Annotated in this window: 13 protein-coding genes; 4 read left to right on the top strand and 9 right to left on the bottom strand. The window is 60.8% G+C overall.

From position 1 onward, the window contains the following. Nucleotides 1-28: 28 nt before the first annotated feature. The 9 genes from HQL98_01970 to HQL98_01930 form a co-directional block, all read right to left on the bottom strand. A complete protein-coding gene (locus HQL98_01970) occupies nt 29-955 on the bottom strand; it encodes an SPASM domain-containing protein (GenBank protein ID MBF0270829.1) in 927 nt (308 codons plus the stop codon). A gap of 130 nt (nt 956-1,085) precedes the next feature. Then, on the bottom strand, nt 1,086-2,927 hold the full coding sequence (locus HQL98_01965) for a diguanylate cyclase (GenBank protein ID MBF0270828.1): 1,842 nt from the start codon (nt 2,925-2,927) through the stop codon (nt 1,086-1,088). A 121-nt stretch (nt 2,928-3,048) separates the two neighbouring features. After that, the gene (locus HQL98_01960) at nt 3,049-3,390 is read right to left on the bottom strand and encodes a nucleotidyltransferase domain-containing protein (protein MBF0270827.1); all 342 of its coding nucleotides are present in this window, start codon (nt 3,388-3,390) and stop codon (nt 3,049-3,051) included. After that, nucleotides 3,387-3,803: a nucleotidyltransferase substrate binding protein gene (locus HQL98_01955; protein ID MBF0270826.1), complete on the bottom strand. Its 417-nt coding sequence runs from the start codon at nt 3,801-3,803 to the stop codon at nt 3,387-3,389. The genes HQL98_01960 and HQL98_01955 overlap by 4 nt, the downstream gene beginning before the upstream one ends. Beyond that, nucleotides 3,800-4,402 (bottom strand): threonylcarbamoyl-AMP synthase, encoded by a 603-nt coding sequence (locus HQL98_01950; GenBank protein ID MBF0270825.1) that lies wholly within the window; start codon nt 4,400-4,402, stop codon nt 3,800-3,802. Before HQL98_01950 ends, HQL98_01955 begins: the two co-directional genes overlap by 4 nt. A 90-nt stretch (nt 4,403-4,492) precedes the next feature. Further along, nucleotides 4,493-5,017, bottom strand: a complete 525-nt coding sequence (gene purE, locus HQL98_01945; GenBank protein MBF0270824.1) for a 5-(carboxyamino)imidazole ribonucleotide mutase — start codon at nt 5,015-5,017, stop codon at nt 4,493-4,495. 16 nt (nt 5,018-5,033) lie between these two features. Further along, the gene (gene purD / locus HQL98_01940) at nt 5,034-6,329 is read right to left on the bottom strand and encodes a phosphoribosylamine--glycine ligase (GenBank protein MBF0270823.1); all 1,296 of its coding nucleotides are present in this window, start codon (nt 6,327-6,329) and stop codon (nt 5,034-5,036) included. Between the two features lie 119 nt (nt 6,330-6,448). Next, nucleotides 6,449-9,139 carry a PAS domain S-box protein gene (locus HQL98_01935; GenBank protein MBF0270822.1) on the bottom strand — a complete coding sequence of 897 codons (2,691 nt, stop codon included), beginning with the start codon at nt 9,137-9,139 and terminating at the stop codon, nt 6,449-6,451. Nucleotides 9,140-9,275: 136 nt separating this feature from the next. After that, complete coding sequence (locus tag HQL98_01930; GenBank protein MBF0270821.1) at nt 9,276-10,757, bottom strand: dynamin family protein; 1,482 nt, start codon at nt 10,755-10,757, stop codon at nt 9,276-9,278. A gap of 368 nt (nt 10,758-11,125) precedes the next feature. Between HQL98_01930 and ilvB the strand changes: the two genes are divergently transcribed. From ilvB to HQL98_01910, 4 genes are all read left to right on the top strand, one after another. Next, the gene (gene ilvB, locus HQL98_01925) at nt 11,126-12,817 is read left to right on the top strand and encodes a biosynthetic-type acetolactate synthase large subunit (protein ID MBF0270820.1); all 1,692 of its coding nucleotides are present in this window, start codon (nt 11,126-11,128) and stop codon (nt 12,815-12,817) included. Nucleotides 12,818-12,868: 51 nt separating this feature from the next. Continuing rightward, complete coding sequence (ilvN, locus tag HQL98_01920; protein MBF0270819.1) at nt 12,869-13,375, top strand: acetolactate synthase small subunit; 507 nt, start codon at nt 12,869-12,871, stop codon at nt 13,373-13,375. A gap of 90 nt (nt 13,376-13,465) precedes the next feature. Then, nucleotides 13,466-14,482, top strand: a complete 1,017-nt coding sequence (gene ilvC / locus HQL98_01915) for a ketol-acid reductoisomerase (GenBank protein ID MBF0270818.1) — start codon at nt 13,466-13,468, stop codon at nt 14,480-14,482. 158 nt (nt 14,483-14,640) lie between these two features. Continuing rightward, the gene (locus tag HQL98_01910) at nt 14,641-15,279 is read left to right on the top strand and encodes a phosphatidylserine decarboxylase family protein (GenBank protein ID MBF0270817.1); all 639 of its coding nucleotides are present in this window, start codon (nt 14,641-14,643) and stop codon (nt 15,277-15,279) included. The last annotated feature ends 35 nt before the right edge of the window (nt 15,280-15,314 follow it).

Genomic DNA, 15,314 nt, shown 5'->3' with positions numbered 1-15,314 from the left:
TTACCGTTGCGGGAGGGAATGCTTGAGGTCAGACACCCAATTCCGCCAGCATTTCGTGGGAGTATCCCCGAAAATCACAGTGAGAGCAAGTGACCCTTACGCCCCGTTGGCCCTCCAGCAGGGCTAGGCGCAGCCGGTCGTAGGGGCTGGAAAGCCAGATTTCCGGCAGGGTTTGCTGGTTCAAGTCCCCCAGAGGCTCCTGGAACAGCAGATCGTCGCAACACAGGGTCACCAGTCCGGCGGGATTGATGGCCAGTTGTTCAAAGGGGCGCAGACAGGGCAGGTTCAAGGGCGCGGGCAGGGGATCCCGGTTGGGGGAACTGCCGGCCCGGGTGTTGAGGTGTTCTTCCTGCTTGCGCAAGGAGACGATCACCCGTCGGAAATGATGGTTGCGCTCAAAGTGACCCTTGAAGCGGCGGCTGGCTTCCAGTTCTTTCAAGATGCGGGCCACATTGGGACGGTGTTCCCCTTTGGCGAAGGCTTCCGCGTCCCGGTAATCGTTGATGTAGAGCATGTCCAGACCCGCGTCGAACAGGTCGATGATCTTGTCCATGGAGAGGATGGTGCCATTGGATTTCAGCTCCAGATAGGCCAGGGGCAGGGCCTTTCTGGCCTTGCGCAGCCAATCCGTGATGCGTTTGTCCATGAGGGGTTCGTTGTTGTTGTACAAGGACAAACGATTGACGAATTCCCATTGGACCAGTTCCCCCAGGATTTTGTCGAACAGAGTCTCGCTCATCAGCAGATCCGGTCGGGGATCCCGGCCCACCGAGGCCAGACAAAAGGAACAGTGGCCGGTGCAGCGGGAGCGGGTTTCCAACTGAATGATGCGGGGCTGAAAAGGTTCTTGTCGTTGCAGCCGTTCCTTGAGAAGGGGGATGGCCTGGTCCAGGGAAGCGGTGGCCCGTGGGGGGGCGGGTTGGGAACGGAACAGATTGCGCAATTTTTGCAACATGGCCGGGCTTTTCCAAGGAGTGAGGTGGCGTGAGGTATCCCGTTGCCTGGGGAGTGGGCGTGTTGGTCAAAGGTTGGGGCAACCGGCACAAGGTGCCCTCGGGTGTGTTCATGATGCGGCCTGTTGTCGATTATGACAAGGCAGCGATGTGATCCACCACCACTTTGTTGCGTCCGGTGGTTTTGGCTTGATACAAGGCCAGATCGGCCCGTTCCATGGTGTGGGCGATGGCTTCGTCGGTCTGGCGGTGGGCAATGCCGCAACTGATGGTGATGGTGCGTTCGTGCATCGGAGGCGCGAAGGTGAGTTGCGACACCCGCATCCGGATCCGTTCCGCCACCGCGAGGCAAACGTGTTCCGGGGCGCCGATGAGAAAGATCACGAACTCCTCTCCCCCCAGCCGCACCGGCACATCCACGCTCCGAATGCTGTCGATGAGAATGTTGGCCACCTTTTTCAAGGTGACATCCCCCATGGCGTGACCATAGGTGTCGTTGACCGATTTGAAATGGTCGATGTCGAAGGCCAGCAGGGCAATGGAGGCGTGGGGATCCCGGTCGTGGATGCGACAGAGCCGATTCATCGCCTCTTGCATGTAATAGCGGGTGAACAGTCCGGTCAAAGGATCCCGGATGGAACGTTCGTAGGCTTTTTTCTTTTCCAGGTCCATGATGTGCAGGATGATTTCCCGCTCCACGGCCACCCCCAGGGGAATGCTCAACTGGGTGAGGATATTGGCCATTTCGTCATCGATCACCAGTTTTTCCGCCAGACGGAACAGCACCACGGCCTGCACCAAGTCGTTCTGGGGCGAAAACAGGGGCAGGATCAATCCCTGTTCGATGGGTTCTCTGCTTGGCGCGAGGGAGCTGCCGGGATAGGGGGCCACCAGATAGGGCCCCACATGATCCTGCTGCCAATGGTGACGCGACATGCCCAGAAAAACCCGACACTCCGCGGGGATCGCGGCCACCAGGGTGCCCCGATAGTTGTTTTCCGGGGCCAGATACAGGGTATCCCCGGATTCCGTCTGGGCGTAGAACTCCAGTCCGATCACCGGGATCAAGGGTTTGGCCAGTTCCAGAATGCGGTTGGATACGGCGCTGAAGTCCCGTTGGACCATCAGGGTTTGCATCATCTCCCGCAGCATGCGGTTGAGATTGGACAGCCGCTGAAAGTTGGAATTGGTGCGGGTGAGCAGAAACAGTCCACAATCCAGATTCTTGAGACGGTCGAAGACAAAAGAGACCAGATGCTCCGGAATCAAGGAGCCGTGTTGGGGGGCGATCAGGCGGATGGGGAGGGTTTCCAGGTTGGCCAAGCCGTGGCGCAGAATCTCCTGGCTGGGCATGTAGTGTTCGTGAAAGAACTGGATCGCCTCGAAGGCCTGTTCGTCCTGGGCGAACAAAGGGGTATCCCTGGACAGTCCCCCGAACAGATCGCTGGAAAACAAGGTGCCGGTGGCCGGATCAAAGGTGCAGAACGCGCCGCTGAAGTGCAGATACGGCGTGAATACGAATTGCAGCAACCGTCCCCCCAGATCCAGTTTCCAGCCCATTTCCTCCACGCACACCAGGGGCAGGTGTTGGAGTCCGAGGTGTTTGATCAGGGCATTGGCGCGCCAGTGGCTGAGGATCACCGCGTCATCCCGGGTGATCAGGGTGTCGAGATGGGGCAAAATGCCGGTGATGTCCGGATCCTGATGGTGACAGATGATGTAGCGGATCGCGGAGAGGGGTACCACCTCCTGGATTTTTCGCAACGTGGTGGGAAAGGTGAGCACCGATCCGGGATCCAGCAGCACCGATTGATCCCCGTGCTCGATCAGATAGGGATGGCATTGAAACGGATCATCGACAAAATGATGACCCACCCACCAGACGTGATCGGCGACCCTGATGGCGTGTTCCAGCGCCGATTCGTCGGGTTCCTGGGGGTGCGGGGCGTGTGACGGAGGCAGCGGAATCGACATGTGATACCCTGGGATGGCGGTCGTTCTTGAAAAACTGGCATCAACTGTACGCCTGTTGTCCAATATGCGGATAATGTGCCATGTGGGACTCCCGGAATTCAATGTTTTTTCCGGGTTTGTTCTACAGATTTTTCAGTGTGGGAGAGGATCCGGATTGCAGGATGACGTGTCGGGCCAGGATCGGCGGGTGGAAGCGCGGGGGCAGGTGGTCCCAGATCAAAGCATCGACGCGAAAGGGCCGTTGGCTCTCCTCGCAGGCTTCGATCAGGCGGGAGACGGCATCGTATTGTTCCGGCTGGGCAAAGAGGATCAAATCCAGATCGGAGTGGGGACGGGTCCGGTTTTGGACCCGGGAGCCGTGGGCCCAGACCTCGACGCCGGGCAGATGCTGCGCCAGCAGGCTCAACAGCAAGGTGCGCTGGTCGTGGGTCAGATCCAGGCGGGGTGCGGTGCTGGTGGTCATCTCCAGGTTTGTCCGCTTAGGGTCTGGTAAAGACGGATGGCATCCCGCAGGAACGGCCCGGTCAGGGTGAGGGCGTGTTGGGCCTTGGTATCACTGTAATCATGGGAGGTGGCGGTGCGGGCATCGGCGTAGCGCAGCCACTGCTCGATCGGAGAGGGGAGCAGGGCGTTTTTATGGGCCAATCGCAAGATCGGTTTGGGACTGTTGGGCACGTCCGGCACGCCGAGTTCTTCATGCAAATGGCGTTTCAGCACCTTCCACAAGGCGTCGTAACAGGTTTCAAAGCGGTGAATCACCGATTCGGCCACCGCCTCCCGGATCAGTGGTGGTTGATCGTCGGGCAGATGCAGATGGTTGATGAGCTGTTTTTCCAGATGGATCAGCGCGAGGCGGAATTGTTCATGGTCGATCACACCGCCTCCTCCAGGTCGGGAATCCAGGACCGCAGTTGTTCCAGCGGGATGGCGCCGTGGCGCAACAGCGTGGCCCGGTTTGCGGTGATTTTGAGCAGGGTGGAAGGGAGGGCGTCGGGGCGGATGGTGCCGTCGAGGACCAGCATCCCCTCGGAATGCCAGATCTCCCGCACCTCTTGGGAGGTGGCCGGGGGAGGCTCTCCGGCGCGGTTGGCGCTGGTGGAGATGAGGGGACCACGCCACAGGGCGAGCAGTTCTTGCACCGCCGGGGCCGGCGAGTGACGCACCGCCACAGATCCACTGCCTCCGGTGATGGGGTCGGGCAGGCCGGAACGCGCCGGCAGCACCAGGGTCAGGGGGCCGGGCCAGAATCGGGCCATGAGGGAGCGCGCCAACGGGGAGGGGGGTTCCACCAGGGAGGCCAGATCTTCTTGTCTGGCCACCAGCAGGATGAAGCCCTTGTCTGTGGGGCGGGCCTTCAGGCGGGTCAAACGGGCCACGGCTTCCGGGTGCCAAGGGTCGGCTGCCAGACCGAACAGGGTTTCGGTGGGCAGACCGATCACCTCTCCTTGGTGCAAGGCGGCGATGGCGTCGAGCATGGCGCGATCTGATGATGTGATCAAATTGGAAATGTTAGGTTTGAAAGTCAAAACCCTGGGGGATGAATCCCCTAGACCCCCTCTTTTTTTTCAAAAATGGATTTCTTTCAAGCGGTTTTGCAAGGCGTCGTGTTTGGCGGTCACTTCGGCGGCCATTTGGTTTTTGAAAGCCTGATAGCGTTCCGCCAGAACCGGATCGGAGAGGGCCAGAATTCGCGCCGCCAGCAGGGCCGCGTTTTTGGCGCCGGCCTTGCCGATGGCCATGGTGGCCACCGGGATGCCTCCGGGCATCTGCACCGTGGCCAGCAGGGCGTCCATGCCTTGCAGTTCCGTGGCCGACAGGGGCACGCCGATCACCGGCAGATCGGTGATGGAGGCCACCACCCCGGCCAGATGGGCGGCGGCTCCGGCCCCGACGATCAACACCCGCACCCCCCGTTGAGAGGCGGAATGGGCGTAGTCGTGGGTGCGTTCCGGGGTGCGGTGGGCGGAGGTGACGCTCATTTCAAACGGAATGCCGAAGTCGCGCAGCACCTTGCCCGCCTCCTTCATCACCTCCCAGTCCGAGTCGGATCCCATCAGAATCCCCACCAGAGGGGTAGTCGCTGCGTTCATGTTTCTTTTGTTGCCCTCAAGCTTGCTGTTCCCGGGCCACGGCCCGATAGCCAATGTCACTGCGGAACTGGACCCCTTTCCAGGATATTCTCCGCACCACCTCATAGGCCCGGCGTTGGGCCTCGGCCACGCCTTGTCCCAGGGCCGTGACCCCCAGCACCCGTCCTCCGGCGGTGACCACTTGATTGTTTTCCAGGCGGGTGCCGGCGTGAAAGACCATGCTGTCGGCGGATGCGCCAGCCAACCCGGCGGCCTGATCCAGTCCCTGGATCGCATCGCCCTTGGGATAGTGGCCCGGATAGCCCTCCGCCGCCATGACCACGCACAAGGCGGCGCGGGGATCCCAGTCGATGGCCATGCCGGCCAGGGATCCGGTGGCGCAGGCCATCAGGAAGGGCACGATGTCCGAACGCATGCGCATCAGCAGCGGCTGACACTCCGGGTCGCCGAAGCGCACGTTGTATTCCAGGGTTTGCAGGTCATCCCCGTCGATCATCAGGCCCGCGTAGAGGATCCCCCGGTAGGGATAACCCTCGGCGGCCATGGCCCGCACCGTGGGCAGGATGATCTCCTCCACCGCCCGGTTCACCAGGGCGTCGGTCAGGGCCGGGGCCGGGGAGTAGGCCCCCATGCCGCCGGTGTTGGGACCGGTATCCCCGTCCCGGATCGCCTTGTGGTCCTGGGCGCCTGCCAATGGGATCACCCGTTCCCCGTCCACGAAGGCCAGCAGCGACGCCTCTTCCCCCCGCAAGAATCCTTCCACCACCATTTCGTCGCCGGCGGATCCGAACTCCCGCTGGATCATGATGCGCTCCAGGGCCTCTTTGGCTTCTGCCAGGGTCTGGCAGACGATGGCCCCCTTGCCCGCGGCCAAGCCCGAGGTCTTGAGCACGATGGGCGCGCCTTGTGCCTGGATATAGGCCCAGGCCGCTTCCGGATCCCGGAAGGTGCGATAGGCGGCGGTGGGAATGGCGTGACGGGCGAGCAGATCCTTCATGAAGGCCTTGGAGCCTTCCAGGGCCGCCGCCGCTTTGGAAGGGCCGAAGGCCGCAATGCCCACTCCGTGCAGCAAGTCGGCCAATCCCAGGGTCAAGGGGGCTTCGGGGCCGATCACCACCAGATCGATGGCCTGATCCACCGCGAAGGCCACCAGTGCTTCCAGGGCGTCGGCCTGGATGTTCACGCAGATCGCGTGGGCCGCGATGCCCGGATTGCCCGGCGCGCACCAGAGTGTTTCCACCAGCGGGGATTGGGCGATTTTCCACGCCAGGGCGTGTTCCCTGCCACCACTACCGACCAGCAATACTTTCATGCCCATGATTCGTGGCCCTCTTCTCGGTTGGAACGCCTCCCGCGTGCTTTTTGGAAGCGGCGTTGGGAAGTGGATCTGAAATTGAAGCAAAATCAATCCAGGAAGTCCAGTCTTTGTCTTCAGGCGTTGCCGGTTTCTCCGGGGTCGCCGGTTTCTCCGGGTTCTGTTGCGCCGTTGACCGGGGGCAGGGGATCCGTGGTGTCATCCAGGGGGAGCTTGAAGGCCAGATTGATCGCCTGATACACCTGGGAACGGCGGATCGGCTTGGGCAGGATCTGGATCGCCGGGGGATCGCCGGGCACCCGTAGATCGTCGCCGCCGAACAGCAGAAGCGGTGCCGTGGCCATGCCGGGAATGGCCCGCAGGCGTCGGGTCTCCTCCACGCCGCCGGTGGGGGAGAGGGAGCAGTCCAGACAGATCAGATCGAACTCCGCCGGGCCGGTCTCTTCGGCCATGGCCTCCACCACCTGACATTGACTGGCCTCGATCACCTCCATGCCCCGTGCCAGCAGCAGTTTTTTCAGGATCAATCGGTTGACCGGATGTTTGCCCGCCACCAGCGCCTTGCGACCCGGCAGGAAGCTGGCCGGGGTCAGGCTCGGATCCACCAGGGCCGGCAGATCCTGTCTGGGGATTTCCAAAGGCAAGGTGATGACGAAAATACTGCCTTCGTTCACCCGGCTGGAGACCCGTATGTTGCCCCCCATCAGTTCGATGATGCGCTTGGTGATGGCCAATCCCAGTCCGGATCCGCCGTAGGGGCGGGACAAGGAGGAGTCGGCCTGGGTGAAGGGGTCGAAAATGGTGGTGTGCAACTCTTCCGGAATGCCGATGCCGGTGTCGGCGATGGTGACGATGATGGTGCCCCCATCCGCCGGAGCCGGGGCCGGATCCACGCTCAAGCTCACCTTGCCGTGGGGGGTGAACTTGATGGCATTGCCCAGCAGATGCAACAACGCGTGCCGCAGCCGCACCGGATCCCCCCGCAACCGGGCCGGGGCGTCCGGGTGGATGTGGCAGGAAAAATCCAGGGATTTGGCCCGGGCTTCGGCCACCACCATGGCCGCCGCCCCTTCCACCAGTCCCCGCAGCTCGAACATCTGCTTTTCGAGGATGAACTGTTTGGTGTCCACCCGGGAGATGTCCAGCAGGTCGTCGATCATCACCGTGAGGCGATCCGCGCCGGTGAGCACCTCCTTGAGGTATTTGCGCTGCGTTTTGTTGAGTTCGCCGCAGGTTTTTTCCAGCACCAGATTGGCGCAGCCGATGATGGTGTTCAAAGGGGTGCGCAGTTCGTGGCTGATGTTGGCCATGAAGTCGTTTTTGACCTGAATGGCCGCTTCGGCGGCGGCTCGGGCCTGTTCCAGGGCTTTTTCCATCTCGATGCGCAAGGAGACATCCTCCTTGATGGCCACATAGTGGGTGGTGCCCAGCTCCCGGTCGTGAATGGTGGAGATGGCGTTCAATTCCCAATAGGTGGTGCCGTCCTTGCGCCGGTTGTGAAGTTCCCCGCGCCACACCTGACCGGCGGAGATGGTCTCCCAGAGGTTTTTGTAGGTGGTCGCCGGGGTCTTGCCGGATTTCAGGAAGCCCGGATCCCGTCCCAGGCTCTCTTCGGACGCATAACCGGTCAAGATGGTGAACTGGGGATTGACGTATTCGATCAGCCCCTGGGGATTGGTGATCATCACCGCAGCCGGGCTTTGTTCCACGGCGCGGGAGAGCTTGCGGATGGCGCTTTCGATGCGTTTGCGCTCTTCGAGTTCGGTTTTGAGGGTGTCGCGGGTGGAGATGATCTCTTCGGTGAACTGGACGAAGCGGGTGCGCAGGGTTTGCAATTCATCCTGATGGGGATGGGTGTCCCGGGTTTTGGAGTCCAGGACGTTGCGGGAGAAATCCACGATGTCTCTGGTGATCTGTTCGATGTTGCGGGTGATCCAGAGCATGATCAGCAGACAGGAGATGATCAGGGCCGCCGCGGTGATGAACCGTTGGCGCCGCTCGGTGGACAGGATCGAACGCAACAGGGATTCCAGGGTTTCGGTGGACTCTAAGGTGACCAGTTGCAACAGCAGATCCGAAGAGCCGTAATCGAAGAACGAATGACCCGAAACCAGAAACCGTTCCGAGGTCTTGGCCAAAGGCACCCCCGAAGGGAGTACATCCGGTTGATTGCTGGCGATGATGGTCTGGTTTTCGCCTTCCAGCAGGGCCACCAGACCGGTATAGCGTCCCACCGGACCTTGAAACCGGGAGAGGAATTCGTCGTTCAGCGGCGCGGCCAGCATAAGGGTGGCCTTGGGGTCTCCCTGTTTGTCGAGGATCGTTTCCGAGGTGATCAGATAGGGGGCGTCGGCGATGGCGGTGAGAAAGGTCTGATTGTGGCTCAACTCCATGAGCAGCGGTGTGGGTTCCAGCAGGGCCGCCGGGGGTGGAGCGGTCTGTCCCTGATAGATCTCCCGTACCGTGCCGTTTTGATCCAGCAGCAGCAGAATCGGCAAGGGGGTGAATCCCCGCAACACCGAGGCCCGGGGCAGCCACGAGGGGGGACGGTCGTGGTGGAGCAGACGGGGGACCGATTCATCCCCGGTGGACCATTCGGCGATATAGTCGAGAAAGTTTTTCTGGGCGGCCAGCAGCCGGACCGATTGGTGATAGGCGCGTATGTGGTTGTCGAAGAGAATCCGGTTGGCCGAGGCTTTTTCTCCGAGGACCGCGGAGAGTCGGGATTGGAAAATGGCGCGCAGATGATCGGTTTGAATGACATCCAGGAGGTTCCAGGTGGCGGTGGCCACCAAAACCGTGGCCACGAGGGCTTTCCAGGTCAAAGGGATTCGGTTGAGCATCGAAAACCGTCACGCCGTCGTCAAGTCTGGATCACGACCGCCATCTTTGGAATCTTGCAAGGTTGGCGGTCGTGATCTGCGATAAGAATACCCTTGGGTGTTATTTCGTTTCCGGTTGGATCGTGGGATTGGAAGCATCCGCGCGACCCGAGGGGTTGGTGAACTGGTCGTTGAGGTTTTGCACGTAGGTGTCGGTGTGTTTGAGCACCTTTTCGATGCGCATCTGGGCCAGTCTGCCCCATCCGGCGGGTTGGGCGTGGAGCAGGGGACGCAGGGGATGGGTATTCTTGCGGAAGGCGTTGCGGACATATTCTTGCAAGTCGGTTTCCGGGATCTCTTTGTCAAGACGCCTGATGAGCAGATTGGCGGTGAATTTGCGCAGCATCAGATGCAAGAAACCCACCGTGGAGACCCCGGCCACCGCCAGGGTGCCCGCCACCACCTGGATCCAGGTGGGCTGGGTGGCCCAGGCGTTGATGTCGAGCCAGGAACTGACCGGCAGTCCCGCGGAGATCAAGGCGGTGACCCCCATGGCCAGCAGTCCGATCAGCACCGCGTCCAGCACCAGGGTGTATTTGCGCCAGCGTTGCAGCAGACCCCGGGTCAGGGGCGCGACCTGATTCATCATGAGTTTGGCGGTGTGTTCCAGCACGCCGATGATGCGATAGACCCGTTCCACCTCCACGCGCCGGATGCGTTCGTCGATTTCGTTCATGTCCTCTTCGCGTTTGTTTTCGTAGCGGGCCTTGAGGGTGGCGTCATCGATGGGCATGGCGGCGTCGAGATTGTAGATCTGATAGAAATGACCGGCGGTCAGACCCGACTGGGCCAGGGAGCGCTGCCAGGCGGCGGTGACATCTTCCAGGTTGTCTTCCCGCACCGTGCAGTCCACCTGGTTGAGGATGAACAGAAACTTGTTGGAATCGGAACGGTTGATGGTATTCTTGACCAGATGGTCCAGGGTATCTTTCATGGCGCCGGGTTCCGGATGGCGGGCGTCGAAGAAGACCAGCACCAGATCCGATAGGTTCATGATGTGTTCGGTGATGCGCAGGGTGGAGGTGCGCTGGGCGTCGGCGTCGAAGCCGGGGGAGTCGATCAGGATTTTGCCCCGCAGTTTTTCGGTCATGCAGGTTTTGAGTTGCAGATAGGCGTCGATGCGTTTGCCTTCGCCTTTGACCACGTGTTCGATCTGCTGGCTGATCTGGTAGAAGGGAAAGCGGGGGTCTGCGTCCAGGGCCAGTCCGGGGAGGGTGCGCACCTGTTCTTCCTTGCTGTAGCAGATCACCGTGAACTTGTCGTCCACCGCCTGATTGCCGGTGCGTTGGAGCTTTTGTCCGACGAAGCTGTTGATGAAGCTCGATTTCCCGGAAGAAAAAGTACCCAGGATCGACACCATCGGCCACCAGGGCACGCGGGTCGCGAAAGAGTCGTCCCGACTGAGCAGTCCCATGCGGTAGGCTACCTTGTCCAGTTCCCGGAAACTTTGGACCACCTGAAGCAGCACTGGATTTTCTTGTTGGAGATGGGCTTCAAGGCTGTTGAGACGGCGATCCACCTGACTGCTGGCATTGTTGAACATGAACTCACTCCGATCCGAAATGATTAAGTTACGCCAAAGGCTTCGTCCATGATAACATGCCCCTCGAACCGGTGCGGGAGGGGGGGACGCGCTGTATGTCTTGGTATGCATTTGTAGACCAAAACAGGGTGAAAAGCCATGGTTGCCAACACATTGACCATTCGCCACCATCCCGCCCCGAGGGATGGGGCGTTTCCCTGGCGGGCATGGCGTAGCGGAGTTGGTGGTGTGGCCTTTGTGCCGGGTGTCGCGGTAAATTTTTTACACGTCGGTTGACACGGATGGCGCGGAACTTCATAGTTTCTTTTCATGTCACAGGCATCAGGGGAACATCTTTCCTGCAATTCAAGGAGTGAACGAACGTGAAAATGACGGGCGCGCAAATCGTCATTCAAACCCTGTTGGATTTGGGGGTCGATACCCTGTTCGGCTACCCCGGCGGGACCGTATTGTACATCTATGACGAATTGTATAAAAACAAACATCGAATCCATCACTATCTCACCCGCCACGAGCAGGGCGCGGTCCACGCCGCCGACGGCTACGCGCGGGTTACCGGACGGGTGGGAGTGGCCATCGTCACCTCCGGCCCCGGAGCCACCAACGCCGTCACCGGTCTGGCCACGGCCCACATGGACTCCATTCCCTTGTTGTGCATCTCCGGACAGGTGCCGGTGGCCCTCATCGGCAACGACGCCTTCCAGGAGGCGGATACCGTGGGTATCACCCGCTCTTGCACCAAACACAACTTCCTGGTGCGGGATGTCAACGATCTGGCGCGGGTGCTGCGGGAGGCCCACTACATCGCCCGCACCGGTCGTCCCGGTCCGGTGCTGGTGGACATCCCCAAGGACGTGACCGTGGCCGAGGCGGAATATGTCCACTCCGCCGCCGAACCGAAAATCCGTTCCTATCGTCCCACCCAGATCGGTCACATCGGCCAGATCCGCCGGGGCGCCCGCATGCTCCAGCAGGCCAAAAAGCCGGTGCTGTACGTGGGCGGCGGTGCGGTGCTGTCCAATGCCTCCGACGAGCTGTTCCGTCTGGTGGAAGGGCTGGGATTCCCGGTCACCAACACCCTGATGGGCCTCGGTTCCTTCCCGGCGGCGGATGAGCGTTTCATCGGCATGCTGGGCATGCATGGCACCTACGAAGCCAACATGGCGGTCTCCCATTGCGACCTGCTGGTGGCCATCGGCGCCCGTTTCGACGATCGGGTGACCGGCAAGATTTCGGTCTTCGCCCCCCATGCCACCATCATCCACATCGACGTGGATCCCACCTCCATCTCCAAGAACGTCAAGGTGGATCTGCCCATCGTGGGGGATGTCAAACAGGTGCTGGGTCAGCTCAACGAACTGGTACACGCTCCGGAATTCCAGTCCGCCAGACCGGATGTCTCCGATTGGTGGGAGGATATCAACGGCTGGCGCAAGCGGGAGTGTCTGCGCTACACCCAGGGGCCGGATGTGATCGAGCCTCAATATGTGCTGCAATGTCTGCACACCGTCACCAAGGGCGAAGCCATCATCGCCACCGACGTGGGACAGCATCAGATGTGGGCCGCCCAGTTCTACGGCTTCCAGAAGCCACGGCGCTGGCTCACCTCCGGTGGACTGGGCACCATGGGTTATGGTCTGCCCGCCGGCATGGGCGCCCAGGTGGCCATGCCCGACGCCCAGGTGGTGGTGATCACCGGCGAAGGCTCCCTCCAGATGAATATCCAGGAGTTCGCCACCTGCCTCCAGTATCACCTGCCGGTGAAGGTGGTGATCCTGAACAATGGCTATCTGGGCATGGTGCGCCAGTGGCAGGAGTTCTTCTATCAACGCCGCTACGCCGAGTCCGACATGGACGTGACCCCGGATTTCGTCAAGCTGGCCGAAGCCTACGGCGCGCTGGGTCTGCGCTGCGACAAGGTGGCCGACGTGACCGCCACCTTGGAAAAGGGACTGGCGTATCCGGGTACCGTGATCATGGACTTCCATGTCAACCGGGAGGCCAACGTCTATCCCATGGTGCCCGCCGGGGCGGGGTTGAGTGAGATGATCTTGATCTGAAATCAAATGGTTTGATCGGTATTGAACCAGAAAGTTTGCCAGGAGAGCGCGATGCGCCACGTCATTTCAGTATTGGTGGAAAACGAATCCGGAGTTTTGTCCCGTGTGGTGGGATTGTTTTCCGCGCGGGGATTCAACATCGAGACGTTGACCGTCGCCCCGGTCGGGGATGGGGAGACCTCCCGGATCACCCTGGTCACACGGGGTGAGGAAGGGATCATCGAGCAGATCTTGAAGCAGCTCAACAAACTGGTGCCGGTGATCCAGGTCGCGGATTTGACCGAAGGGCCCCATGTGGAACGGGAACTAATGCTCGTCAAGGTGGCCACGGACCGGGATACCCGGGCCGAGGTGTTGCGCATCGCCGACATCTTCCGTTCCCGGGTGGTGGATGCCACCACATCTTCTTTCATGATCGAGGTCACCGGCGACAGCAGCAAGCTGGATGCCTGTCTGGCCCTGTTGACCCCCCTGGGGGTGACGGAAATGGTGCGCACCGGGCTGGTCGCCTTGTCCCGGGGCGAAAAAGGCATGGTCAACAAAGCGAGCCATCCTTGAATCGGGGCGGATTTGCCGCCATCATAGTGGGTTTCGGGTCGTGGCGCGTGCGCGCGCTTGAGAACTTAATCATCCATCAGGAAAGCATCCATGAAAGTCTATTACGACAGTGACGCCGATTTGAACGAGATCCGCTCCCGCAAGGTGGCGATTGTCGGTTACGGCTCCCAGGGCCATGCCCACTCCCAGAACCTCAAGGACTCCGGGGTGGATGTCACCGTGGGTTTGCGGAGCGGTTCTTCTTCCTGGGCCAAGGCCGAAGCCGCCGGCCTGAAGGTCAAGGAGGTCTCCGAGGCCGTGGCCGGAGCCGACGTGGTGATGATCCTGGTTCCGGACGAGCATCAGGCCCGTGTCTGGCGCGAAGAGGTCGCTCCCCGTCTCAAGACCGGCGCCGCGCTGGTGTTTGCCCATGGTTTCAACATTCATTTCGGTCAGATCGATCCTCCCAAGGGTGTGGATGTGTTTCTGGTGGCCCCCAAAGGCCCCGGCCATCTGGTGCGCGCCGAATACCTGAAAGGTGGTGGGGTGCCCAGTCTCATCGCCATTCATCAAGACGCCACCGGCAAGGCCAAGGCCATTGCGTTGGCTTATGCCTCGGCCAATGGCGGCGGGCGGGCGGGGATCATCGAGACTTCGTTCCGCGAAGAGACCGAAACCGATTTGTTCGGTGAACAGGCGGTGTTGTGCGGGGGTGTCACCGCTTTGATCCAGGCGGGTTTCGAGACTTTGGTGGAAGCGGGATATGCGCCGGAGATGGCTTATTTCGAGTGTCTGCACGAAACCAAGCTGATCGTGGATCTGATCTACGAAGGCGGTATCGCCAATATGCGTTATTCCATCTCCAACACCGCCGAGTACGGGGATTTGACCCGTGGTCCGCGGGTGGTGGATGCGCGGACCAAGCAGGAGATGAAAAAGATTCTCGACGAGATCCAGACCGGTGAATTCGCCCGGGAGTGGATTGTGGAGAACATGGCGGGTCGGCCCCGTTTTCAGGCGTTGCGCCGGCGTGGGACCGAACACCAGATCGAGCAGGTGGGTGCGGGCCTGCGTGACATGATGCCCTGGATCCGCAAGGGCAAATTGGTGGACAAGTCCAGAAACTAAGGACCACTGGTAAAAAAAAAGAGAGGGGTCTGGGGGGATTCATCCCCCCAGGACTTTGCTTTTTGTCTTTTAAAAACAAAAAATCAAAACCCTGGGGGATGAATCCCCCAGACCCCCTCTCTTCTTTCAATAGTTTAAGCAATATCAAGGAGATCGTTATGGCGATGCGTTCGCCGGTGGCCAAGGAAGGTCTGCCGTTTATCGGGATATTCGTACTGGTGGCCCTGGCCGGAACCGCCTGGCTGCCCTATCGTCCCCTCCAGGCCGTGTTGTGGATTTTAGCCGGGTGGTGCGTGTGGTTCTTCCGGGATCCGGAACGGCAAACCCCCAGCGGGGATGGCTTGGTGATCGCCCCGGCGGATGGCAAGGTGGTGGCCATCGAAGAGACCATCGCGCCGTTGTCGGGATTGCCGGCGCGCAAGTTTTCGATCTTCATGAATGTCTTCAGCGTGCATGTGAACCGCTTTCCCATCGCGGGTCGGGTGGAACAGGTGGCCTATCATCCGGGCAAGTTTTTGAACGCGGCGCTGGATAAGGCCTCGGTGGAAAACGAACGCATGGAGGTGTGTGTCGTGACCGCCGCGGGGGAACGGATTTCGTTCGTGCAGGTGGCGGGTCTGGTGGCTCGGCGCATTGTCTGTTACCTCAAACCCGGAGACGCCATGCCGGCGGGACAACGGTTCGGACTGATCCGTTTTGGCTCGCGGGTGGATGTCTATCTGCCGCTTTCGGCCCGGATCGAGCCGGTTCTGGGAGATCAGACCCGGGCCGGGGAGACGGTGATCGCCCGGTTGTAGACTTTGTCTCTTTGGCAACGTGATCCGTGGGGAGC

Source organism: Magnetococcales bacterium (assembly GCA_015231755.1).
Lineage (GTDB): Bacteria > Pseudomonadota > Magnetococcia > Magnetococcales > Magnetaquicoccaceae > Magnetaquiglobus.
The sequence above is the reverse complement of the archived record's forward strand: the minus strand, read 5'-3'. Positions and strand labels throughout refer to the sequence as shown.